We start from the raw sequence: 22,478 nt of genomic DNA, 5'->3' as shown, positions 1-22,478 counted from the left end.
TCCGGCTACTGCCATTTGCGGTGATAGGCGCCCAGCGTGGTTTGGGTGCCCTCGGACATCGCGCCCAGCGTCTCCATCCAGGCGGCGTCGGCGCGGTAGGCGGCGGGATCGGCCTGGCAACGGTCGATCGCCTGGCGCCAGACGCGCGCTACCTGGCTGACGTAAGCCGGGCTGCGCTGGCGGCCTTCGATCTTCACCGCGGCGATGTTGGCGGCCAGCAGCTCCGGCAGCAGCTCCAGCGTATTGAGGCTGGTGGGCTCTTCCAGCGCGTGGTAGCGCACGTCGTCCACCAGATAGCGGCCCTTGCACAGCGTCGGGTAGCCGGCGTTTTCATGATCCTGATAGCGGTCGATCAGTACGTCGTTCAGGCGCGACTCCATGCCCTGCGGGGTTTGCTGCCAGCGCACGAACCGCGCCGGCGAACAGGCGCCGACGGTGTTCGGCGACTCGCCGGTCAGGTAGGAAGAGAGATAGCAGCGCCCCTCGGCCATGATGCACAGGCTGCCGAAGGCGAACACTTCCAGCGGCACCGGGCTGGTGCGCGCCAGCTGTTTCACCTGATGCATCGACAGCACGCGCGGCAGCACCACCCGGCCCACCTCGAAGTTGCGCTGGTAGAAACGGATAGCCTCTTCGTTGGTGGCGGAGGCCTGCACCGAAACGTGGCGCTCCAGCTGCGGGTAGCGCTGGGCGGCGTATTCCAGCATCGCCAGATCCGCCAGAATCAGCGCGTCGGCGCCCAGCTGGGCCGCCATATCCACCGCGCGCTGCCAGCGGGCGTAGCCGTCGGGATGGGCGAAGGTGTTGATGGCGATATGCAGCTTGCGGCCGTGGCGATGCACGTAATCGACCGCTTCCTGCAGCTTTTTCTCGGTGAAGTTGAGGCCGGCGAAGTGGCGCGCGTTGGTATCGTCTTTCAGACCGATGTAAACGGCGTCGGCGCCGTTATCCACCGCGGCCTTCAGGGCCGGCAGGTTGCCGGCGGGACAAAGCAGCTCCATAGATTTATCCTGGCTTAGCCGTGCGCCCGGCCGGGCGCACGCTGTCTTTAAAGGTTGCCGAAGGCGGTGTTCCGCCGGCAAACGCGAATCGGGGAGGCCATTTTAGGCAAAGGGGCGCACACAGGTTTTGATTTGGGGCAGCTTATGGCGTATTGATAAACATGGCGGTGAAATGCACTATTTGTTGATATAGACCGCTGAAGCCGCGCGGCAGTGTGGCAAAATAGCGGTAGTCCGTATTGAAAGGAGTGGATGACCGTGTTGGAACAACTACGAGCACGCCTTGTGCGCCAGGGGCCGTCGCTGCTGCGCATCCCGCTGAAATTCACGCCGTTCGCCCTGCAGCGCCAGCTGCTGCAACAGGTGCTGAGCTGGCAGTTCCGCCAGGCGTTGGCGGATGGCGATCTGGAATTTCTCGAATCGCGCTGGTTGAAGATCGAAGTTCGCGATCTGGCGCTACAATGGTTTATGACGGTAGAAAACGACAAACTGGTGGTCAGCCAGCACGCCGAAGCGGACGTCAGCTTCAGCGGCGACGCCAACGATCTGATCCTGATCGCGGCGCGCAAGCAAGATCCGGATACGCTGTTCTTTCAGCGTCGGCTGCAGATTGAAGGGGATACCGAATTGGGCCTGTATGTGAAAAATTTGATGGACGCCATCGAGCTGGAAAGCATGCCTGCGCCGCTGCGCATGGGGCTGTTGCAGTTGGCTGATTTTGTCGAAGCAGGGTTGCAGGAGGGCACGGCGCCGGCTTCCCGTGTGGCGGTATCATGCTGATCCGCGTAGAGATACCGGTAGATGCGGCGGGCATCGATGCCTTGCTGCGCCGCGCCTTTGGCCGCGACGACGAAGCCGATCTGGTGCAGCAGCTGCGCGAAGACGGCCTGCTGACGCTGGGCGTGGTCGCCACTGACGACGAAGGCGGGGTGGTGGGTTACGCCGCGTTCAGCCCGGTAGACGTGGCCGGCGAAGACCGACAATGGGTGGCGCTGGCGCCGCTGGCGGTAGACGAAAGCCTGCGCCGCCAGGGGCTGGCTGAAAAGCTGGTTTACGAAGGCTTGGATTCGCTGAACGAATTCAGCTACGCCGCGGTGGTGGTGCTGGGCGATCCTGTTTACTACGGCCGCTTCGGTTTTAAACCGGCCGCCGCCTATGGCCTGCATTGTCGCTGGCCGGACACGGAAAGCGCGTTCCAGGTCTACTCGCTGGCGGAAGACGCCCTGAATGGCGTCAGCGGCGAAGTGGCTTTTTCGGCGCCGTTTAATCGCTTTTAACTTGTTGATAATTAATTTTAATTTGGTGGAAAAGGATTTCACCGAAGTGTATTTCAAAATTTGATTATAAATCAAATGGTTGTGTTTTTTCAGAAGGCGAAAATATTTGGTAGGATTTAAGGTCTTTAAAAATACATTTTAATTCAACCATATACTCTAAGAGTGTTCCCCGCGCCAGCGGGGATAAACCGGCCTTGGAAGCTCGCTTGTTGATATCCTGCTGGTGTTCCCCGCGCCAGCGGGGATAAACCGCGAACTGGCCGAAATGTCGGTGCGCAGTTCGCGTGTTCCCCGCGCCAGCGGGGATAAACCGCCCCAAGGCGGCCATGACGTCAGTGCCAGTGAGTGTTCCCCGCGCCAGCGGGGATAAACCGCCTGGACTAAACCTCTTGTGCGGTGATTGTAAGTGTTCCCCGCGCCAGCGGGGATAAACCGGCCGTGGCCATGACGCCGGCGCAGCGCCAGATGTGTTCCCCGCGCCAGCGGGGATAAACCGTCAGCTTTTGAGCGAACGATATCGTTCTCAGGCGTGTTCCCCGCGCCAGCGGGGATAAACCGTAGGTTGTGCGCCAGCAGTCATGCGTGGCCATGTGTTCCCCGCGCCAGCGGGGATAAACCGGTCAACGTAACATTGCCGCCACTGTAAGATCGGTGTTCCCCGCGCCAGCGGGGATAAACCGTATCGGCATTTCATCGAAACCAGACTCGCTCAGTGTTCCCCGCGCCAGCGGGGATAAACCAGTACGAATATGGCGGCGACTGGGATGGGTACAGTGTTCCCCGCGCCAGCGGGGATAAACCGGTGGCGGTAATTATTGGGATCCATCTGGTGAACGTGTTCCCCGCGCCAGCGGGGATAAACCGCGGGCTGCGTTTATATCGCCGGTTAACGCCGGGTGTTCCCCGCGCCAGCGGGGATAAACCGAGGTGTTTGCCGTGGTGGCGCTTAGGGGCGAAGTGTTCCCCGCGCCAGCGGGGATAAACCGCAGCTTTACGGCAATGTGGATCTGCTGAAACGGTGTTCCCCGCGCCAGCGGGGATAAACCGCTGATTGCACGCGGCGGGCCACTGCTTTTTATGTGTTCCCCGCGCCAGCGGGGATAAACCGTTCGGAAAAACCAACGTCTCCCCATCGAGCGCGTGTTCCCCGCGCCAGCGGGGATAAACCGGCGCGCTAACTGGGTTGAAAGATTCGGTATCCGTGTTCCCCGCGCCAGCGGGGATAAACCGGCTTGGGTATATACGCGATCCCATTTCTCAGTGTGTTCCCCGCGCCAGCGGGGATAAACCGGATTCTCGGTTGCCCCTGGCAATGGTCTAAATGTGTTCCCCGCGCCAGCGGGGATAAACCGTATTGGGCAAGATTGTGTCCATGCCATTTTAGGTGTTCCCCGCGCCAGCGGGGATAAACCGGTGGCGTAATGAAACTAAATAGATACCCAGTAGTGTTCCCCGCGCCAGCGGGGATAAACCGGCATTGCAGCCAGCGGATTTCTGATTTCGTCGGTGTTCCCCGCGCCAGCGGGGATAAACCGGCACCGGCGCAGACCGTTACCTGAAGCTGCGCGTGTTCCCCGCGCCAGCGGGGATAAACCGGTGACGCGGTAGAAATATGGGTTGGTCTTCACGTGTTCCCCGCGCCAGCGGGGATAAACCGGCACCGGCGCAGACCGTTACCTGAAGCTGCGCGTGTTCCCCGCGCCAGCGGGGATAAACCGGTGACGCGGTAGAAATATGGGTTGGTCTTCACGTGTTCCCCGCGCCAGCGGGGATAAAACGTTGATGGATGTTGCATCGGGCGCTTTGGAGGAGTGTTCCCCGCGCCAGCGGGGATAAACCGGCACGATTATCGCGCTATTACGGGCTGTTACAGTGTTCCCCGCGCCAGCGGGGATAAACCGCTGGCGTTTCACATGACAGGCCGCGTGATGGTGTGTTCCCCGCGCCAGCGGGGATAAACCGGAGGAAGAAGACGACGAAGCAGCCTTTACCGCGTGTTCCCCGCGCCAGCGGGGATAAACCGGCCGCCAATTCTTTTTGCGTCAGGCCGAGTTGGTGTTCCCCGCGCCAGCGGGGATAAACCGCGATTATGAGACCCTTGATAGGGCTATATAAAGTGTTCCCCGCGCCAGCGGGGATAAACCGGTGTCACGCTGTACAACCCGCGCACCATCGAAGTGTTCCCCGCGCCAGCACCAGTTGAACCCCATACGCGGCAAGTGTTCCCCGCGCCAGCGGGGATAAACCGACGAAATCCGGGCTTTCTCTGAGAAGGCGCAGGTGTTCCCCGCGCCAGCGGGGATAAACCGTAGATCGCATTGCATCCGGCGTTATGACAATAGTGTTCCCCGCGCCAGCGGGGATAAACCGTTGATAAGATCGCTGTTGATATCGCACAGCAGGTGTTCCCCGCGTCAGCGGGGAGGAACAATTGAACGCTCGCAATCACATAGGCAGCTTTGAAATGCAGGGGGAGGAAAAAACCACGTAATGAAATCTGTTAACCAGGAAGCAAATACGCCAACGACAGCGGCGGGTGATTCACCAGCCGCTCTTTTTGTATTTTGCTCAGCTGTTTGACGCGGTATTCCAGCTTCAGCGCCGTTGAGCGATCCCCCACCTGGCAGTGAAACGCTAGCGTCAGCTCCCCTTTACCGCGCAGCGCCTTGGCGCCTTTGCCGGCTTGATGTTGCGCCAGGCGGCGCGCCACGTCGGTGGTGATGCCGGTATACAGCATGCCGCTCGGTAAACGCAGCATATAGAGGTGCCAGTGGGGCAAGTCCATCATTGGGGTCCTGTGCAAGGGTAGAAACGACATCAGGCCGCCATAGCCAAGCGCGGTATCTCTATTTTGTCACGATTTAACGATGGATTTCACCACTGGCGGAACGGTTTGTTTATTCTGTCTTGACGATAAAGGGTTATTTTACACCCACGGTAAATTTGTTTTCTTCCCCTTTATGATGCTGAATCGTCCACTCGCCACTGACGCGGAATGAAGCCGCGGAAGCATAGGTGTCTTCCATAAACTGGAAATAAACGATTTTTCCGTCTTTGACCTGCGCTTTTATTGCGAAAGGAGAGGTGAACTGATGGCCTAACGCTACTGAGGTATAGGTGAATTGACCAAATACGGCCACGGTGCCTCCGTCGGCAAGAATGTCACCGATCGTGAAGTCGTTTATCTCCCAGTAAGTTCCGACATTTGAAAAAGTATCGATGTAAACCTGTCGCCCTTGGGAAGTGCCCGCCCAGGGCTCGATCTGTTTGAGCTCTTTGTTTTCAAAATTCAGTGAAGTATAAACCGCGTTTTCATCGATAAGATGCATGGCGGCATGGGTGACGTCTTCCTTTGAAGTGTTCATCAAGAATGCATAAACCACATCTTTTGGCAGTTGAGTCTCTTCTGCTTTCACAATGAGTTTTTCATTGTTTTTCATATAAACCTCGTCACGTGGCTTCCGGGGTGAATAATTGGCCGTTTATTCCGATGATGAACCGGTGATTGATTTTAAACCAACGATGATCATAGCACTGTCGGAAAGTAGAGCAGATGATAGAAAGTGCTTAGGAGTACGGGAAATACATCCCCTGTAAAACGGCATTAATCATCCTAATGTTATATTAAATAAAGGGTTTTATTTATGGCGGGGCATTTTCGCGCATTGGATGACGAAGAGGGGACGCTGTTTTGAATGGATTTATATAAGTGGTATCAATGATGTTTCGATACTTTTTTATTTATGCATTGCGGTAGTGAACAGGGATTATGCTTGGTGGCTTGGATTTACTGATAATAAAGCCTGAGCGTAAGAAAGAGAGTGAGTGATTCCAGTCACTAGAGCGACGTGGGCGACAGAGCGCGTCGGCTGGCCAAGGTTGTGATGGGGTGATATCGCCCATCACAATCCCATCCCCGGCCGCCGGTGCCCTACCGCTTTACCCCTTTTTACCCGCCAGCTCGAAGCGCGGCGAGACGATGCCGTACAGCGTCCAGCCGAGGAAGGTGGCGATGGCGCCCCACATCATCGCTTCTTCACCGGAGCTGTAGAGCGCGTAGAAGCTGTACAGCGCGCCGATGCCGGCGATGATATTGGCGATGCGCGCCTTGTTGTCCGGCACCTTCGCCACTTTCTGAATAATGACCAGCGCCGCCATCGACAGGATGTAAGGGATGATGTTGGTCACCACCGCCAGGTTCACCAGCACGTTGAACTGCTTGTTCAGCGATGGGCTGATGGTCATCAGCGACAGGCCGCTCTGGATGACGACGATGGTCAGCATGCCTTTAACCGGCGCGTCGGCCTTGCTCAGCTTGGAGAAGATTTTCGGGAAGAAGCCGCTGTCGGCGGAGGATTTGAACACCTGAGCGATGGTGAACTGCCAGCCGAGCAGCGAGCCGACGCAGGACATGACCATCAACGCCATGATGATCTTGCCGACCGTCGGGTTGAACATGTGCGAGAACGCCAGCCCGAACGGGGCGGTGGAGTTGGCCAGATCCATGTTCGGCACGATGCCGGCGATCACGTTGGTCGAAACGATATAAATCACCGCCGCACTGAGGGTGCCGCCCAGTACGGCGATCGGCACGTTGCGCTCCGGGTTTTCCACCACGTCGGTGTTGGCGCAGGCGGATTCCAGCCCCAGGAACGCCCACAGGGTCATCGAGATCGAGGCGCCGATGGCTTCAAAGGTCGGCACCTGATGCGGGTTCCAGGCGGCGACGTAGGCGCTGCCGCTGAACCAGTACCAGCCGATGACCGAGATGCCCACCACCGGAATGATCACGCCCCAGACGGTGATGCCGCTGATTTTGCCGGTGATGCGCGCACCGCCGAAGTTGGCGACGGTTGCCAGCCACAGCACGCCGATGGTGGCGATACAGATCCCGAGCGGGCTGAGCGTAGCGCCAAACAGCTCGGTGCCGTAGCCGACGGCGGAAATGGCGATGGCGATGTTGGCGATCAGCAGCGAAACGCCGTAGGTGTAGTTCGCCATAAAGTTGCCTGATTTGCCGAAGGCGTATTCGGCGTAGCCGCCCATGCCGCCGGATTTACGGCTGAACATGCCGCATTTGGCGAAGGCGTAGGCCAGCGCCATCGAGCCGACGGCGGTCACCAGCCAGGAAACGATCGAAATCGTGCCCACTTCGGCCAGCTTGGTCGGCAGCATAATTATGCCGGAACCCATCATATTCACGGCGGTCAGGATCGTTAATTGCACGACCCCCATTTTATTATTGGACTTACTCATGATCATTTTCTCTTTTAGGATGCGATCCGGGCGGCGAGAATCATCGCCGCCCCGTAAGGTGTTTAATTTTTCATGACGTAGCCGTAAGCGCGGTTCCAGCCGTCCTCATCCTGTTGGATATAAACGCCCTGCAATTCCGGCGCGAATCCCGGCAATAAGTTGATGCCTTCTTCCAATGCCAGGAAATAACGCTGCGCGGCGCCGCCCCAAATTTCACCGGGCACCACGCACAGCACGCCCGGCGGGTAAGGCAGGGCGCCTTCGGCGGCGATGCGGCCCTCGGCTTTAGCCAGCGAGACTAATTCCACATTGCCGCGCACGAACTCGGTATTGGCGTCCTGCGGATTCATCACCACGCGCGGGAAATAACTTTTACGGAACATCTCTTTTTGCAGCTCTTTAACGTCGTAGCTGACGTAAAGGTCGTGCATTTCCTGGCACAGCTGGCGGATGGTGTAGTTTTTGTAGCGCTGCTGGTGGTTTTTATAGACCGCAGGCAGCACCTCGCTGAGCAGAGAGTTCTGCTCGATGTGCTTCTCGAAGCGGGCGATCAGGGCCACCAGATGTTGCATCTTGGCGATGTCTTCCGCCGGCGTCAGCAGGAACAGGATCGAGTTGAGATCGCATTTTTCCGGCACGATGCCGTTTTCACGCAGGTAGTTGGCCAGAATGGTCGCCGGGATGCCGAATTCGCTGTAGCTGCCGGTGGCGGTATCGATGCCCGGCGTGGTGAGCAGCAGTTTGCACGGATCGACGAAGTACTGCGATTCGGCATAGCCCTCAAAGGCGTGCCATTTTTCGCCGGGTACGAAGTTGAAGAAACGCAGATCGTTGGCCATCGCCGCGGTGTCATAGGCTTGCCACGGCTTGCCGTCGATCTGATCCGGCACGAACGGTTTGATCATCGTGCAGGTATCCAGCAGCATTTTGCGCGCTTCGATCCCCACGCGCACGCACTCCTGCCACAGGCGCTGGCCGCTTTTGCCCTCGTGCATCTTGGCGTTGACGTCCAGCGCGGCGAACAGCGGATAGAACGGGCTGGTGGAGGCATGCAGCATAAAGGCGTTGTTGAAGCGCTTGTGGTTGCAGTAGCGGCTCTGGCCCTTGATGTGCCTGTCTTTTTTGTGGATCTGCGAGGTTTGCGAGAAGCCGGCCTGCTGTTTGTGCACCGACTGGGTGACGATGATGCCGGGATCGTTCTCGTTCAGCTCCAGCAGCAGCGGCGAGCAGTCTTTCATCATCGGAATGAACTGCTCATAGCCCACCCAAGCGGAGTCGAACAGGATGTAATCGCACAGGTGGCCAATCTTGTCGACCACCTGGCGGGCGTTGTAGATGGTGCCGTCGTAGGTGCCGAGCTGGATGATCGCCAGGCGGAACGGGCGGGCTTCGTTGGCGCGTTCCGGCGCCACTTCGCGGATCTGTTGGCGCAGGTAGCGTTCGTCGAAGCAGTGCGCGTCGATGCCGCCGATAAAGCCGAATGGATTGCGGGCGGTTTCCAAATACACCGGCGTGGCACCGGCCTGGATCAACGCGCCGTGGTGGTTGGATTTATGGTTGTTGCGGTCGAACAGCACCAGGTCGCCGCGCGTCAGCAGGGCGTTGGTCGCTACCTTGTTCGAGGCCGAGGTGCCGTTGAGCACGAAGTAGGTCTTGTCGGCGTTGAACACCTTGGCGGCGTGCTGCTGCGCGGCGCAAGGCGCGCCTTCGTGGATCAACAGATCGCCCAGTTTGACGTCGGCGTTGCACATGTCGGAGCGGAAAAGCGTTTCGCCGTAGAAGTCGAAGAACTGGCGGCCCGCCGGGTGTTTGCGGAAGAACTCGCCGCCCTGGTGGCCGGGGCAGGCAAAGGTGGCGTTGCCCATTTCTACGTATTGCGTCAGCGTGTTGAAGAACGGCGGCAGCAGCTCGCTCTCATATTTGGCGGCGGCGGCCTCCAGCTGTTTGCCGTAGAACTGGGTATTCTTGCCGCACAGCTCAAACACGCCGTGCAGCGCCGGCAGTACGGCGTTATCCAGCTCTTCTTCGCAGCAGACGGCGACGAACAGCGGAATGTTCAGGCCGTGCTCTTCGATGCGCGCCAACATACCCTGCGTGACGTCGTCTACCGACAGCACGATGGCAGCGACGTCATTAAAATCGCTGTGATGCACATCGACGATGTCGCGTTCTGTTTCAAAGCAGCCGAGGGTTTGGGTGTTGGCGGCAATTTTTAATTTTTTCATTTTTCTCATTCTTCAGGCAAAGGCAGTCCGCCGGCAAATAATTCCATTTGCCGTTAACGCCTTCACGAAAATAAAGGTGTGTGAGAACCCAGCGATGCCGAAAGGCATTAACTGTGTTCGCTGTTTTATTTAGCTTGGATGCGCTTGGCCGAAATTAAGAATGAATTGCGTGTCCTTCCCGGCTAGCGAGAAAGAGATATTATCACCGGTGTGCGGAGAATAATTAAAAACGCAATGACACTCTTATCAACGGTGTAAGAGCGAGGGGGAGGGTTATCTGTAGTTGAAGAATGCGAAGCTAAAGCAGCTGCGATGAGCCATCATCATAATATGGGTTGTGCGCCTGATATGCGCCATTTTTCGGTTATTGTTTTCCATTTTCTAATCCACCTTGCTGAGTGAAAAGATGGCGCTATTTTAACGCAAGGTGGGCTAAAAATCGTGATGAAAGTCACATAAATGCCGGTGTTTATAAATAACTATTCACCTGTTATGCAGTGGGTTGCATAAACAGCGTTCAGGCGGGCCAACGGGCATGTAAACGAATTGCTAATCGGTGCCGGGGTGGTGCGCTAATTTTGCATGCCGTCAGGATAGGAAAAATAAAATCGCGCGATTAACCGGTTGCATAACGATCAAATAAATCCGTCTTGTATTTTTTATGTTATAAATCCGCTTCGGGCTTAAATTAATAAAAATGCATTTATTGTGTTTTTGTATTCACTTTTGGTTTTTGATGATTATCGTTATTTGTGACTCGCCTCAACAACGCAGGGTAAGATGAGGCGAGTGAACAGGGAGGCGAGCAACCTTGAATACCCCAGAACAACGGCAGCAGATTGCGGATTTCATCGGCAAACAACACGTCTTGACGCTGTGCGCCGGCGACGGCCTCGACATGTGGTGCGCCAACTGTTTTTACGTGTTCGACGCCGCGGCGATGGCGCTGTGGCTGATGACCGAACCGCACACCCGCCACGGCGGGCTGATGCTGAACAACGGCCGGGTGGTCGGCACCATCGCGCCGAAGCCGAAAAGCATCGCGCTGATCCGCGGTGTGCAGTATCGCGCCGAGGCGGTGCTGCTGAGCGGCGAAGAAGCCGAGGCGGCGCGCGCGCGTTACTGCAAGCGTTTCCCGATCGCCAGGGCGATGAAGGCCTCGGTTTGGCGGCTGGATCTGCACGAGGTGAAGATGACCGACAACACCCTCGGCTTCGGCAAGAAGCTGCATTGGGCGCGGTCTATACTTTAAGTCGACGTATTGATTACAACGGGAGATTGCATGGCGCGAGCACTGTTAGTCGGCGCAACCGGGCTGGTGGGGCGAGAGTTGTTGCAGCTGTTGCAAAGCGATCCGCAGATAACGGCCATCGTGGCGCCGACGCGCACGCCGCTGCCGCCGCACGGCAAGCTGACCAACCCGGTCGGCGATGCGCTGTTCGAGCTGCTGAGTAGCCTGCAGCAGCCGGTTGATCTGGTGTTCTGCTGCCTGGGCACCACCCGCCGGGCGGCGGGCAGCGCCGATGCCTTCCGCTACGTCGATTATCAACTGGTGGTGGAGAGCGCGCTGACCGGCCTCCGTTTGGGGGCGCAGCACTGTCTGGTGGTGAGCGCATTGGGCGCCAACGCGGATTCCACCTTCCTGTATAACCGCACCAAAGGCGAGATGGAGCAGGCGCTGCGCGAACAGCACTGGCCGCGCCTGACGCTGGTGCGGCCTTCCATGCTGGTGGGGGATCGCCCCGCGCCGCGCCTGATGGAGCGCCTCACGCTGCCGCTGTTCAGGCTGCTGCCCGGCAAATGGCGCGCCGTCTCAGCCAAAGACGTGGCGCAAACGCTGCTGCAACAGGCGTTCACGCCGGGCGAAGGGGTCAGGGTGCTGGAGTCGGATCGGCTGCACTGCTACCGAGGCTGACGCTGAGGTGATCGAATGCCAGCTCCAGCCCGGCGGGCAGCTCGTTGTCCAGCAGCCACAGATCGAGATGATGGCTGATGTGCGTCAGCAGCGTGCGTTTGGGCTGCAGCAACCGCTGCGTCTCCTGCGCGCGGGTCAGATCGTTGTGGTTGCGCGGCGCCTGCGGCTGAGGCGGCAGGCTGCAATCGAGCACCAGCAGATCCAGCGCCACGTTTTGCAGATAGTCGGCGGTGGCCGGCGGCAGGCCGACGGTGTCGGTCAGGTAGGCCAGCGCAGCGCCCGCCGCCTGGATCAGATAGCCGTGGGTCAGTTTGGAGTGTTGCAGCGGCAGCGGGGTGATGCGCATGCCGCCCAGCTCGACGGTGGCAAAGGGCGCCAGCGGCGGCTGAAACGCCAGAATGCCGGGGTGTTTGAACAGGTCATCGCAGCCCTGTTCATCCGGCGGGCCATACACCGGAATGGAATTTCCGCACCCCCAACGCAAAGGAAATAACCCCTGAACGTGATCCATGTGGTAATGTGTCAGTAAAAAACGTTGAATTTGCCCCGCCGAAAACCGCCGCTCCAAAGCCGGCAATCCCGCATCCAATAAGGTCGTTTCCCCCTGATAGTTAAGCATGGCGCTGCACGCTCGCCGCCGAAATGCCGGCTCGCGCCGCGCCCGTTGGCAGATCAGGCAGTCGCAGCCGAACACCGGCACCTGCTGCGCGCCGCCGGTGCCGAGAAAGGTCAGTTGCATCGCTCCCCTCCGTTAAAGGTACTTCTGCGCAAAGCGGTTGATGTCGCGAAAATCCGCCAGCCGCGCCTGCAACGTGGCGTGATCCCAGTGCCACCACTGGCTGCGTTCGATACGCTCTATCAGCGCATCGTCGAAGCGCATGCCGATCTTTTTGGCCGCCACGCCGGCGACGATGCTGTAAGGCTCCACGTCCTTGGTGACCACCGCCGCGCTGCCGATCACCGCGCCGTTGCCGACGCTGACGCCCGGCATCAGGATGGCGTTATGGCCGATCCACACGTCGTGGCCGACGGTGACGTGGTGCTCGCGCCGCCAGTCGAAGAACGCCGCGTCGTCTTCCCCCAGCCCGTATTCGGAAGCGCGATAGGTGAAGTGGTGCTGCGCGATGCGCTGGTAGGTCGGGTGGTTGCCGGGATTGATGCGCGCATAGGAAGCAATGGAGACGAACTTGCCGATAGTGGCGTAAAAGATCTGGTTGTGCCCGGCGGTGTAGGAGTAGTCCCCCATCTCCACCTCTTCCAGGATCGCATCGTCGGCCAGATGCACATATTGGCCGAGCCGGGTGCGGTTAAGGGTCACGTTGTCGCCGATTTTCGGCTGGGCAAAGTCGTTCATGGCGTCGCGTCCTGAGCTTGTCGGGTGGCGGTAGGCAGCAGCGCCAGCAGCGCCGCCAGGGTGTCGTCGAGTGGGCCATCGTTGTGCAGCACCCGGCAGCCGGCGGGCAGACTCTGCTGATATTCCGCCGCCCGCGCCAGCCGCTGCTCGATCTGTTCGGCGCTTTCTCGCCCGCGATCCTGCAGGCGCCGGCGCAGGATCGCGGCGCTGACCTGCAGACACACCGGCAGCAGCTGCGCACCATAGCGCTGCTGCGCCTGCGGCAGGTGGGCGCGCGAACCGTTGACCGCCACGTCGATCCCCTGCAGCAGCCAAAGATCCACTTCGATCCCGAACGCGTAGTGCTGTTGGTGGGCCTGCCAGTCGAGCGCGAACAGCCCCTTGGCGCGGCGGCGCAGAAATTCCGGTTCGCTCAGCGCAATATGATTCTCGCAGCCGGCGTCCGCCGGCCGGGTGATGTAACGATGCGCCACCAGCGGCGCACTGTCGGCGTCGGCCCGCAGCGCGGCCAGCAGGCTGTCCTTGCCTGCGCCGGAAGGCCCCATCAGGTAGATGAGCCGCGCCATCAGAACACCTGCCTGCCCTGGCGCCACACGTTCTGCACGTAAACGTGCTCACCGTGCGGCCGCGCCAGCACCAGATCCGCCCGCAATCCTTCGGCGAGGGTGCCGCGATCCTGCAGATCCAGCGCCCGCGCCGGGTTGCGGGTGATCATGCGCACCGCCTGGGGCAGATCGTAGGCGTTGCGCTCGTCCGCCGCGAGGCGAAACGCCGCGTCCAGCAGGCTGGCCGGGTAATAATCGGAAGAGAGAATATCCAGCACCCCCAGCGCCGCCAAGTGGTGCGCCGCCACATTGCCGGAGTGGGAACCGCCGCGCACGATGTTCGGCGCGCCCATCAGCACCTGCAGGCCCTGCTGGTGCGAGGCGCGGGCGGCCGCCTCGGTGGTGGGGAATTCGGCGATGGCGCTGCCCAGCGCGCAGGACTCGGCCACGTGCGCGGCGGTGGCGTCGTCATGGCTGGCAAGCGAGATGCGGCGCGCGCGGCAGTGGGCGGCGATCGCCTCGCGGTTCGGCGCGGCCCAGCGGGCGGACAGGGCGACCTGCTGCTCCTCGTACTCGCTCATCTGCTGGTCGTTGAGGTGATATTTGCCCTGATAATATTCGCGGTATTTTTCGCGCGAGGCGAACTGGCGCTGGCCCGGCGAGTGGTCCATCAGCGACACCAGCGACACGCCCGGCTTGTCCATCAGCTGTTCGAACAGCGGCAGGGTGCTCTCGTGCGGCAGCTCGCAGCGCAGGTGCAGCCGGTGCTCGGCGCGGTTCACCCCGGCGCGCTGGCTGTGGATCACCGCGTCGATCATCTTCTGCAGGTTTTCCAGCCGGTGGCCGCCGTCGCGCACGTCGCCGATCGCCACCGCGTCCAGTACAGTGGTGATGCCGTTGGCCACCATCAGCGCGTCATGGCTGCTCATCGCCGAATGGGCCGGCCAGTCAACGTTCGGACGCGGGGTGAAGAACTTGTCCAGGTTGTCGGTATGCAGCTCGATCAGCCCCGGCAGCAGCCAGCCGCCGTCGCCGTCCAGCGCCTGCGGCAGCCGGCTCGGGCCGTCGGTGAAGCTGCGGATCACGCCGTCCTGCATCTCCAGCGAGCCTTGCACCACCTGGTCATCCAGCACCAGCTTAACGTTATTGACGATCATCAGAGGGCCTCCAGCGCCTGCGGCGCCTGCATGTCATAAAGCCGGTCGGCGACCTGTTGGCGAACGCCTTCATCGTGAAAAATGCCGACGATCGCCGCGCCGCGCGCCTTGGCGCGTTCGATAAGCTGCACCACCGCCGCGCTGTTGCGGCTGTCGAGCGAGGCGGTCGGTTCATCCAGCAACAGAATGGGGTAATCGACGATAAAGCCGCGCGCGATGTTTACCCGCTGCTGCTCGCCGCCGGAGAAGGTGGACGGCGCCAGCGGCCACAGGCGCTGCGGCACGTTGAGCGCAGCGAGCAGCGCTTCGGCGCGTTCACGGCACTCGGCGCGCTCGACGCCCTGTTCCAGCAGCGGCTGCATCACTACCTCCAGCGCGCTGATGCGCGGGATCACCCGCAGGAACTGGCTGACCCAGCCCAGCGTATGGCGGCGCACCGCCAGAATTTGGCGCGCGTCGGCGCTGACCATGTCCAGCCAGTCGCCCTGGTGGTTGATCCAGATATGGCCGCTGTCCGGCAGGTAGTTGGCGTACAGCGAGCGCAGCAGGGTGGATTTGCCGCTGCCGGAGTGGCCGTGCAGCACCACGCATTCGCCGCCGTGGACCGTCAGGTTGGCGTCGTGCAGCACCGGCAGGCGGGTGCCGTACTGCTGGTGCAGCACGAAGGTTTTACTGAGATGTTCAACTCGGATTTGCATAGTCATCTGTTATCGCCTTGGGTTACGACAGCACCGAAGAAACCAGCAGCTGGGTGTAGGGGTGGTGCGGATCGTCCAGCACCCGGTCGGTCAGGCCGCTCTCCACCACTTCGCCCTGTTTCATCACCAGCAGGCGGTGGGCCAGCAGTCGCGCTACGCCGAGATCGTGGGTGACGATCACCGCCGCCAGCTGCATTTCCACCACCAGGTTGCGCAGCAGATCGAGCAGGCGCGCCTGCACCGATACGTCCAGCCCGCCGGTCGGCTCATCCATAAACACCAGTTTGGGGTGGGTCACCAGGTTGCGGGCGATCTGCAGCCGCTGCTGCATGCCGCCGGAGAAGGTGGTCGGCAGATCGTCGAGGCGCGACAGCGGGATTTCGACGTCTTCCAGCCACTGGCCGGCCTGGCGGCGAATGTCGCCATAGTGGCGCTGGCCGATGGCCATCAGCCGCTCGCCGATGTTGCCGCCGGCGGAGACCTGCGGCCGCAGCCCGTCGAGTGGGTGCTGGTGCACCACACCCCAGTCGGTGCGCAGCAGGCGGCGGCGATCGCTCTCCGCCATGGCGTATAGATCCTGCTCCTGGCCCGCCTGCGGGCGATAAAGGATCTGCCCGCGCTGCGGCGCCAGCCGCGCCGAGATCGATTTCAGCAGCGTGGTTTTGCCGGAGCCGGATTCGCCGACAATGCCCAGCACTTCGCCGGGGTAGATGTCGAACGACACGTCGCTGAAGCCCTTGCCGGGGGCGTACAGGTGGGTGAGCCGGTTCACCGACAGCAGCGGGGGGGTGCTCAAAGGGGGGGAAGTCATCAGTGCTGAGCCTCTTGCGAAGATTGCGCCAGCTGCTGCCGGCAGTAGTCGGTGTCCGAACAGACGAACATGCGGTTGCCCCGATCGTCGAGCACCACCTCATCCAGGTAGCTGTGGCGCGAGCCGCACAGCGCGCAGGGTTCGTCCCACTGCTGCACGCTGAACGGATGGTCGTCGAAGTCCAGGCTCTCCACCTTGGTGAACGGCGGCAGGGCATAGATGCGTTTCTCGCGCCCGGCGCCGAACAGCTGCAGCGCCGGCATCATGTGCATTTTCGGGTTGTCAAATTTCGGGATCGGCGACGGATCCATCACGTAGCGATCGTTGACCTTCACCGGGTAGGCGTAGGTGGTGGCGATGTGGCCGTAGCGCGCGATGTCTTCATACAGCTTCACCTGCATCACGCCGTACTCCTCCAGCGCGTGCATCTTGCGGGTCTCGGTTTCGCGTGGTTCGATAAAGCGCAGCGGCTCCGGGATCGGCACCTGATAGATCAGGATCTGGTCTTCGCGCAGCGCGGTTTCCGGAATGCGGTGGCGGGTCTGGATCAGCGTGGCCTCCGGCGTGCGTTCGGTGGTTTCCACCCCGGCGACGCGCTGGAAGAAGCGGCGGATCGACACCGCGTTGGTGGTGTCGTCGGCGCCCTGGTCGATCACCTTCAGCACGTCGGCGCGGCCGATGACGCTGGCGGTGAGCTGAATGCCGCCGGTGCCCCAGCCGTAGGGCATCGGCATCTCGCGGCCGCCGAACGGCACCTGATAGCCGGGGATCGCCACCGCCTTGAGGATGGCGCGGCGGATCATGCGCTTGGTCTGCTCGTCCAGATAACCGAGGTTATAGCCGGTCAATACTTCACTCATCGCGGGCCTCCTGACGCTCGCTGTATTCCTGTCGCAGCCGCTTGAGCAGCGCCAGTTCGGCCTGGAAGTCGACGTAGTGCGGCAGCTTGAGATGGGAGACGAAGCCGGCGGCCTCGACGTTGTCGGCGTGGGCCAGCACGAACTCTTCGTCCTGCGCCGGGCCGGCGACGCCTTCGCCGTAGTCCGGGCTTTGCAATGCGCGGTCCACCAGCGCCATCGCCATCGCCTTGCGTTCGGCGCGGCCGAACACCAGCCCGTAACCGCGGGTGAAGTGCGGCGGGTGGTCCTTTGGATCGACAAAGCCGTTGACCATTTCGCACTCGGTCAGCAGGATTTCGCCGATATCGATGGCGAAACCGAGCTCTTCAGGCACGATCTCCACCGAAACGTGGCCGGTGCGGATCTCGCCGGCGAACGGGTGGTTGCGGCCGTAGCCGCGCTGGGTGGCGTAGCCGAGCGCCAGCAGAAAACCTTCGTCGCCGCGCACCAGCTGCTGCAGGCGCGCTGAGCGCGAGCAGGGGTAAACCGGCGGATTGCGGGTGATGTCGTCCGGCGTGCTGCCGTCGTCCTGTTCCTCGCGCGCCAGCTGTTGGCGGCACAGCAGATCGAACACGTGGCTGCAGTTGTCCGGCAGCGGTTCGTCGGCCTGCGGCGCGCGCGGCGCCTCGCCTTCCGCCAGCAGCGCGAAGTCCAGCAGCCGGTGGGTGTAGTCGTAGGTCGGCCCCAGCACCTGCCCGCCGGGCAAGTCCTTGTAAACCGCCGAGATGCGCCGCTCCAGCCGCATGTTTTCGCTGGCCAGCGGCTCGCTGACCGCCAGGCGCGGCAGGGTGGTGCGATAGGCGCGCAGCAGGAAGATCGCCTCCACCAGATCGCCGCTGGCCTGTTTGATGGCCAGCGCCGCCAGCTCGCGATCGTAGATGCCGCCTTCGGTCATCACCCGATCCACCGCCAGCCCCAGCTGCTGTTCGATTTGTTCCGCGCCGATCGCCGGCAGCGCGTCGTCGCCGCGCCGCAGCTGTTCCTGCAGCTGATGGGCGGCCTCAATGGCTTTTTCGCCCCCTTTTACCGCTACGTACATCAGCACACCTCCACGCGGGTGGTCCGCGGGATCGCCAGCAGGCGATCGCCGCAGGTCAGCAAAATATCCAGCCCCAGCGGGAAGCGCTGCGGGCGGTTGACCAAATAATCCAGCAGCGCCGGCGGCAGGCGCGGCGCAATCAGGCGTTGGCTCTCGATGCCGGGGCCGGTCAGGCGCAGCGCGGTGCCGTTCACCAGCTCGCCGAGCTGCACGATGACCGTGGCGCCGAACTCCGGCGAGATTTCCGTGCCGTGCGGCAACGCCTGCAGATCGGCGGCCTGCACGTGCCCATCGAACAGGGCAAAACAGACCTCCTGCGCCGTGGCGGCCAGCGGCGCACCGCTGTGAAAACGAATGTTTGTTAGCACTTGCTCACTTTTAAGCACAGCGCACAGCTGCAGCGGCGTTTCCTGATCGGCCAGCGTCAGCAGCGCGGCGGTGCTGGCGGCGTTCAGCGGCGCCCAGGCCGGGCCGTTCGGCAGCGTCACCCGGTGGCCCGGTTCGCTCAACGCTTTAAGAATCAAACGGAAAGCGTGCTGCGATTGGTCTATCGGTTGCTCAAAACCGGTCAATAAACTCATGGCTTAATCCCCTCGCACCAGCGTAAAGAAATCCACCCGGCTGGCGGCGATCGCCCGGGCGCGCAGCTGGCGCTGTTCGTGCTGCAGCGCGGCCAGCGGCGCAATCAGCTGTTGTTGCAGGCGTTCGCCGTGTTCCGGCTGTTGCAGCAGCGCATCGGCCAGCGCGCACAGCTCGGCGTGCGCCTTGTCGCGCCCGGCGATATAGCTGTAGCCGTAGCCGCCGTTGTCCAGCTGCACCACCGCGCGAGTGACCGTCATGTCCCCCAGCACGAAGCGGCGGCCGGTGGCGCCCATGCGCCCCTGCAGCTGGGCCAGGCCGATCTCCGGCGCGCGGATGCTGCGGTAACCCGGGCTGAGGTTCAGCGCCTGCCAGTGGCTGCGCAGCTGCTCGGGCCGGCTGTGTGCCAGCACCGACATCCAGCGTTGTCTCGACTCTAAGGCTTGCATTCAGTGCTCCATCGTCAGTTCAATCATGTCGGCGCGGGCCAGGCTGACGGAGTATTCCGCCACGTCTTCGCCGCCGCTGCGGACGTTAAGGGTGCGCACGCACAGCAGCGGCGCGTGGGTGGCGATCTCCAGCAGCCGGCTCTCTTTGGCCTGCGCGCGGCGCGCGCTGATGCGCGTCTGGCGGCGGGTCAGCGGCTGCTGCAGGTGCTGTTCGATAAACTGGTGCAGCGAACCGCTGTGGAACTGCTGCAGCGCCGGCCACCAGTCCAGATCGGGCAGATAGTGGTCGATCACGCTCATCGGCACGCCGTTGACCCGGCGCAGGGTGCGCAGGTGGATCACCATTTCGCCTTCTTCCCGCGAGAGTGCGCTGGCAACATGCCCATTGCACGGGCGCAAGACAGCGAGTAAGCGCTCACTGGTGGGGTGGCTGCCCTGCTCGAACAGGTTCTGGCTGAAGCGGGTGTTGGCGTGCAGCGGGTAGTCGTAAGGCCGCATCAGCACCAGAATGCCGACGCCGTGGCGGCGCTGCAGCCAGCCGCGCTCTACCAGCTGATCCACCGCGCGGCGCAGCGTGTGGCGATTGACCTGGTAACGCTCGGCCAGCTGCTGTTCCGAAGGCAGGTAGTCGCCGCAGCGGTACTGCGTGCGCAGCTCCTGTTCCAGCTGTGCGGCGATCTGCTGATAGCGGGTGGGGTAAGTGGTCGGATGTCTAGATAACTCCATCATAATAAAAACCTCGTCATGCCGATGGCGGTGCGATGAAGGCGGAAGCGGTGCGTTTCATCGTGCGTCTACCCTGTGGTTTTCAAGTTGGCATCATGGTGCCGGGCGCAGATGACAATCGCGTTACGCGGCGGTGGCGAACAGATGAACTATTTAGGACAGCCCGGGCGTGCACGGGCGGCGGCGGCGCGCTATGCTGGCGCCACTGTTGACTGACTCTGGCCGCTACCATGCCGCAACCGCTGAACGCCCCTGAACACGCCCCACGCGCCTGGCCGCTGTGGAAACCGATCCTGTTTCTGCTGGTGGTGGCCGTCGGCCTCTACTACGTCAAATGGCAGCCTTACTACGGCAAAGCGTTCGTAGCGGCGGACAGCCACTCGATCGGCAAATCGATCCTGGCCGACGGCGCCGCCAGCCCCTGGCTAGCGGCCTGGCAGTACGCGCTGGTCTACTTCACCGCGGTGTGGAAGGCGGCGCTGCTCGGGGTACTGCTAGGTTCGCTGGTGCAGGTGCTGATCCCGCGCGACTGGCTGGCGCGCACGCTCGGCCACCGGCGTTTTTCCGGCACCGTGCTGGGGGCGCTGATCGCGCTGCCGGGCATGATGTGCACCTGCTGCGCCGCACCGGTTGCCGCCGGCATGCGCCGCCAGTCGGTATCCAGCGGCGCCGCGCTGGCCTTTTGGCTCGCCAACCCGGTATTGAACCCGGCGACGCTGGTGTTTATGGGGTTTGTGCTCGGTTGGCCGTTCGCCGCCATCCGCCTGGTGGCGGGCGTGGTGATGGTGCTGGGCATCGCCTGGCTGGTGCAGCGCGTGACCGCCAACGACCCGCAGCCCGCCGCGCCGCAGCCGCCGCTGATGACGACGCAGAGCGACGAGCGGCCGTTCCTCGCCCGCTGGGGCAAAGCGCTGTGGGCGCTGTTTTGGTCGACCATCCCGATCTACGTGTTGGCGGTGCTGGCGCTGGGGGCGGCGCGGGTCTGGCTGTTCCCACACGCCGACGGCGCCGTTGACAATAGCCTGCTGTGGATCATCGGCCTGGCGATCGTCGGCTGCCTGTTCGTTATCCCCACCGCGGCGGAAATCCCGATCGTGCAGACCATGATGCTGGCGGGCATGGGCGCCGGCCCGGCGCTGGCGCTGCTGATGACCCTGCCGGCGGTCAGCCTGCCTTCGCTGCTGATGCTCAACAAAGCCTTCTCCGCCCGGGCGCTGTGCCTGACGGCGGCGCTGGTGGCGCTGTGCGGCGCACTGACTGGCGTGGTGGGGATGGGGTTGGTGTAAAATGTTCGAAAAACGACCGTTTATCTCGATATCGTTGTCACAAATGTGCTAACGTTTCTGTTCAAGATTTAGTGTCGCCATCGTGTGATTGCAGGAGGAGCAAAGATGGAAAGTCGCATCCAGTTTCGCATCGAAGATGAAACCAAGCGTTTGGCGCAAAAGGCCGCGGAAGCTAAAGGAACGACATTGAGTGAAGCCTGCCGCCGCTTGGCGGAGCAAATGGCTGATGAGCAACGGGCCGCGGAGGAGCACGAAAATTGGTTGAAAGATAAGGTGGATGCAGCTTTTTCCCGTCTGCATGAGGGTAATGCTGTCTACCTTAGCCAACAAGAAGTTGAAGAAAGCATGGATGCCTTTAAGGCAAAAATTAGAGCGAAATACGACCGAAAATAGGGATCGTTATGCGTATCGAATGGGATAATGCAGCGCAACGGGACAGGGAACGTATTTTTGAGTTTCTTTATATTTTCAATCCACAGGCGGCAGTGCAGGCTGATAACGAGATAGATAAAGCGGTAAAGCGTCTGCTGGATCATCCTGAGTTAGGTAAGCCTTGGTATGGGAAGGCACGTAAGTTGCTAATTAACAAGGCCTCCCTGTTGCTGGTGTATATCATCGTCGATGATGTTATTAAGGTTTTCTCGATTGCCCACCAGCGTGAGAAATTTCCAAACTAGCGTTGTCAACGCAACCTATGCACCACCTGGTTGCTGCTGCCGCGCCAGATCAGCGCCGGGTCTTTCAAATCCTGCACGAACTTGCCGTCGATCAGCACGTTGATCCTGTCCACCACCTGCATTTGCTGCGCGTCCAGCTCCGCCAGCCGGTAGCCGGTCCACAGCCAGATATCCTTGCCGGGGCACTCGGCGCGCACCCGTTTCACCAGCGTTAAGATGCTCGGCACGTTGGCCGGGTGCAGCGGATCGCCGCCGGAGAGCGACAGCCCCTGGCGCGGCACGCGCGTATCGTTCAGATCGGCGATGATGCGGTCTTCCAGCGCCGGGGTAAACGGCTGGCCGGAGTTGAGCCGCCAGGTACTTTTGTTGTAGCAACCGGGGCACTGGTGCACGCAGCCGGCGACAAACAGCGTGCAGCGGGTGCCGGGGCCGTTGACGACGTCGATCGGGTAGTACTGGTGATAATTCATGTGAGGCCTGCCCATCAGGCTATTTTACTGGCCATTTTGCCTCCGGGCAGTGCTGCCAATCCTCACGTACTGCGTGTACGCTCCGGTTGGTGCGCGCTGGCCGAAGGCAAACCG

25 protein-coding genes and 1 CRISPR repeat array are annotated in these 22,478 nt (G+C 61.3%); of the genes, 7 read left to right on the top strand and 18 right to left on the bottom strand.

Features of this window, described 5'->3' with window-relative positions:
• Positions 1 to 5: 5 nt before the first annotated feature.
• Positions 6 to 1,001: a peptidase U32 family protein gene (locus tag GF111_RS10730; protein WP_060434795.1), complete on the bottom strand. Its 996-nt coding sequence runs from the start codon at positions 999 to 1,001 to the stop codon at positions 6 to 8.
• Positions 1,002 to 1,253: 252 nt separating this feature from the next.
• Here GF111_RS10730 and GF111_RS10725 point away from each other — a divergent pair, with 252 nt between their 5' ends.
• Complete coding sequence (locus GF111_RS10725; RefSeq protein ID WP_170310532.1) at positions 1,254 to 1,781, top strand: SCP2 domain-containing protein; 528 nt, start codon at positions 1,254 to 1,256, stop codon at positions 1,779 to 1,781.
• Positions 1,775 to 2,278 (top strand): GNAT family N-acetyltransferase, encoded by a 504-nt coding sequence (locus GF111_RS10720; protein ID WP_055317713.1) that lies wholly within the window; start codon positions 1,775 to 1,777, stop codon positions 2,276 to 2,278. The genes GF111_RS10725 and GF111_RS10720 overlap by 7 nt, the downstream gene beginning before the upstream one ends.
• Positions 2,279 to 2,440: 162 nt before the next feature.
• Positions 2,441 to 4,484: direct repeats of the CRISPR family, unit length 29 nt; unit sequence GTGTTCCCCGCGCCAGCGGGGATAAACCG.
• Between the two features lie 294 nt (positions 4,485 to 4,778).
• Here the strand turns inward: GF111_RS10720 and GF111_RS10715 are convergent.
• The 5 genes from GF111_RS10715 to speFL form a co-directional block, all read right to left on the bottom strand.
• Positions 4,779 to 5,063, bottom strand: a complete 285-nt coding sequence (locus GF111_RS10715) for a GIY-YIG nuclease family protein (RefSeq protein ID WP_047730801.1) — start codon at positions 5,061 to 5,063, stop codon at positions 4,779 to 4,781.
• Positions 5,064 to 5,199: 136 nt separating this feature from the next.
• Positions 5,200 to 5,718 carry a nuclear transport factor 2 family protein gene (locus GF111_RS10710; protein ID WP_047729238.1) on the bottom strand — a complete coding sequence of 173 codons (519 nt, stop codon included), beginning with the start codon at positions 5,716 to 5,718 and terminating at the stop codon, positions 5,200 to 5,202.
• Between the two features lie 499 nt (positions 5,719 to 6,217).
• Positions 6,218 to 7,534, bottom strand: coding sequence for a putrescine-ornithine antiporter (gene potE / locus GF111_RS10705; RefSeq protein ID WP_028127578.1), 1,317 nt, complete (start codon positions 7,532 to 7,534; stop codon positions 6,218 to 6,220).
• Between the two features lie 62 nt (positions 7,535 to 7,596).
• Positions 7,597 to 9,759, bottom strand: coding sequence for an ornithine decarboxylase SpeF (gene speF / locus GF111_RS10700; protein ID WP_047729236.1), 2,163 nt, complete (start codon positions 9,757 to 9,759; stop codon positions 7,597 to 7,599).
• Between the two features lie 273 nt (positions 9,760 to 10,032).
• Positions 10,033 to 10,137, bottom strand: coding sequence for a leader peptide SpeFL (gene speFL / locus GF111_RS10695; RefSeq protein WP_004933443.1), 105 nt, complete (start codon positions 10,135 to 10,137; stop codon positions 10,033 to 10,035).
• Positions 10,138 to 10,570: 433 nt separating this feature from the next.
• Here speFL and GF111_RS10690 point away from each other — a divergent pair, with 433 nt between their 5' ends.
• Positions 10,571 to 11,011 carry a YhbP family protein gene (locus tag GF111_RS10690; RefSeq protein ID WP_033648653.1) on the top strand — a complete coding sequence of 147 codons (441 nt, stop codon included), beginning with the start codon at positions 10,571 to 10,573 and terminating at the stop codon, positions 11,009 to 11,011.
• A 30-nt stretch (positions 11,012 to 11,041) separates the two neighbouring features.
• Complete coding sequence (locus tag GF111_RS10685) at positions 11,042 to 11,674, top strand: NAD(P)H-binding protein (protein ID WP_048232508.1); 633 nt, start codon at positions 11,042 to 11,044, stop codon at positions 11,672 to 11,674.
• Here the strand turns inward: GF111_RS10685 and phnP are convergent.
• The 11 genes from phnP to phnF are packed head-to-tail and all read right to left on the bottom strand — an operon-like array spanning position 11,631 to position 19,934.
• Entirely contained in the window at positions 11,631 to 12,413 is a 783-nt protein-coding gene (phnP, locus tag GF111_RS10680; protein ID WP_033641671.1) for a phosphonate metabolism protein PhnP, read from the bottom strand. The two genes, GF111_RS10685 and phnP, sit on opposite strands and share 44 nt — an antisense overlap.
• 12 nt (positions 12,414 to 12,425) lie before the next feature.
• Positions 12,426 to 13,028: a DapH/DapD/GlmU-related protein gene (locus GF111_RS10675; protein ID WP_015376431.1), complete on the bottom strand. Its 603-nt coding sequence runs from the start codon at positions 13,026 to 13,028 to the stop codon at positions 12,426 to 12,428.
• Entirely contained in the window at positions 13,025 to 13,594 is a 570-nt protein-coding gene (gene phnN, locus GF111_RS10670; RefSeq protein WP_048232511.1) for a ribose 1,5-bisphosphokinase, read from the bottom strand. The genes GF111_RS10675 and phnN overlap by 4 nt, the downstream gene beginning before the upstream one ends.
• Complete coding sequence (gene phnM / locus GF111_RS10665; RefSeq protein WP_047729229.1) at positions 13,594 to 14,730, bottom strand: alpha-D-ribose 1-methylphosphonate 5-triphosphate diphosphatase; 1,137 nt, start codon at positions 14,728 to 14,730, stop codon at positions 13,594 to 13,596. Before phnM ends, phnN begins: the two co-directional genes overlap by 1 nt.
• The gene (phnL, locus tag GF111_RS10660) at positions 14,730 to 15,434 is read right to left on the bottom strand and encodes a phosphonate C-P lyase system protein PhnL (RefSeq protein ID WP_047729228.1); all 705 of its coding nucleotides are present in this window, start codon (positions 15,432 to 15,434) and stop codon (positions 14,730 to 14,732) included. Before phnL ends, phnM begins: the two co-directional genes overlap by 1 nt.
• 16 nt (positions 15,435 to 15,450) lie before the next feature.
• Positions 15,451 to 16,239 carry a phosphonate C-P lyase system protein PhnK gene (phnK, locus tag GF111_RS10655; protein WP_147190603.1) on the bottom strand — a complete coding sequence of 263 codons (789 nt, stop codon included), beginning with the start codon at positions 16,237 to 16,239 and terminating at the stop codon, positions 15,451 to 15,453.
• Complete coding sequence (locus GF111_RS10650) at positions 16,239 to 17,099, bottom strand: alpha-D-ribose 1-methylphosphonate 5-phosphate C-P-lyase PhnJ (RefSeq protein WP_004933420.1); 861 nt, start codon at positions 17,097 to 17,099, stop codon at positions 16,239 to 16,241. Before GF111_RS10650 ends, phnK begins: the two co-directional genes overlap by 1 nt.
• Positions 17,092 to 18,177 (bottom strand): carbon-phosphorus lyase complex subunit PhnI, encoded by a 1,086-nt coding sequence (locus tag GF111_RS10645; protein WP_033636846.1) that lies wholly within the window; start codon positions 18,175 to 18,177, stop codon positions 17,092 to 17,094. The genes GF111_RS10650 and GF111_RS10645 overlap by 8 nt, the downstream gene beginning before the upstream one ends.
• Complete coding sequence (phnH, locus tag GF111_RS10640; protein WP_147190602.1) at positions 18,177 to 18,758, bottom strand: phosphonate C-P lyase system protein PhnH; 582 nt, start codon at positions 18,756 to 18,758, stop codon at positions 18,177 to 18,179. Before phnH ends, GF111_RS10645 begins: the two co-directional genes overlap by 1 nt.
• Before the next feature lie 3 nt (positions 18,759 to 18,761).
• Positions 18,762 to 19,205 carry a phosphonate C-P lyase system protein PhnG gene (gene phnG / locus GF111_RS10635; protein ID WP_019453314.1) on the bottom strand — a complete coding sequence of 148 codons (444 nt, stop codon included), beginning with the start codon at positions 19,203 to 19,205 and terminating at the stop codon, positions 18,762 to 18,764.
• Positions 19,206 to 19,934, bottom strand: coding sequence for a phosphonate metabolism transcriptional regulator PhnF (gene phnF / locus GF111_RS10630; RefSeq protein ID WP_015376439.1), 729 nt, complete (start codon positions 19,932 to 19,934; stop codon positions 19,206 to 19,208).
• Between the two features lie 227 nt (positions 19,935 to 20,161).
• Here phnF and GF111_RS10625 point away from each other — a divergent pair, with 227 nt between their 5' ends.
• The 3 genes from GF111_RS10625 to GF111_RS10615 all read left to right on the top strand — a co-directional run bounded on the left by GF111_RS10625 (position 20,162) and on the right by GF111_RS10615 (position 21,894).
• A complete protein-coding gene (locus GF111_RS10625) occupies positions 20,162 to 21,217 on the top strand; it encodes a permease (protein ID WP_147190601.1) in 1,056 nt (351 codons plus the stop codon).
• A 105-nt stretch (positions 21,218 to 21,322) separates the two neighbouring features.
• Positions 21,323 to 21,610, top strand: coding sequence for a type II toxin-antitoxin system RelB/DinJ family antitoxin (locus GF111_RS10620; RefSeq protein WP_013811307.1), 288 nt, complete (start codon positions 21,323 to 21,325; stop codon positions 21,608 to 21,610).
• Between the two features lie 8 nt (positions 21,611 to 21,618).
• Entirely contained in the window at positions 21,619 to 21,894 is a 276-nt protein-coding gene (locus GF111_RS10615; protein WP_147190599.1) for a type II toxin-antitoxin system RelE/ParE family toxin, read from the top strand.
• Positions 21,895 to 21,899: 5 nt separating this feature from the next.
• Here the strand turns inward: GF111_RS10615 and nrdG are convergent, their stop codons facing one another.
• On the bottom strand, positions 21,900 to 22,364 hold the full coding sequence (gene nrdG / locus GF111_RS10610) for an anaerobic ribonucleoside-triphosphate reductase-activating protein (protein WP_033636852.1): 465 nt from the start codon (positions 22,362 to 22,364) through the stop codon (positions 21,900 to 21,902).
• Positions 22,365 to 22,478: the final 114 nt, after the last annotated feature.

This window comes from Serratia sp. HRI, assembly GCF_010119335.3.
Taxonomy (GTDB): Bacteria; Pseudomonadota; Gammaproteobacteria; order Enterobacterales; family Enterobacteriaceae; genus Serratia; species Serratia nevei.
The sequence above is the reverse complement of the archived record's forward strand: the minus strand, read 5'-3'. Positions and strand labels throughout refer to the sequence as shown.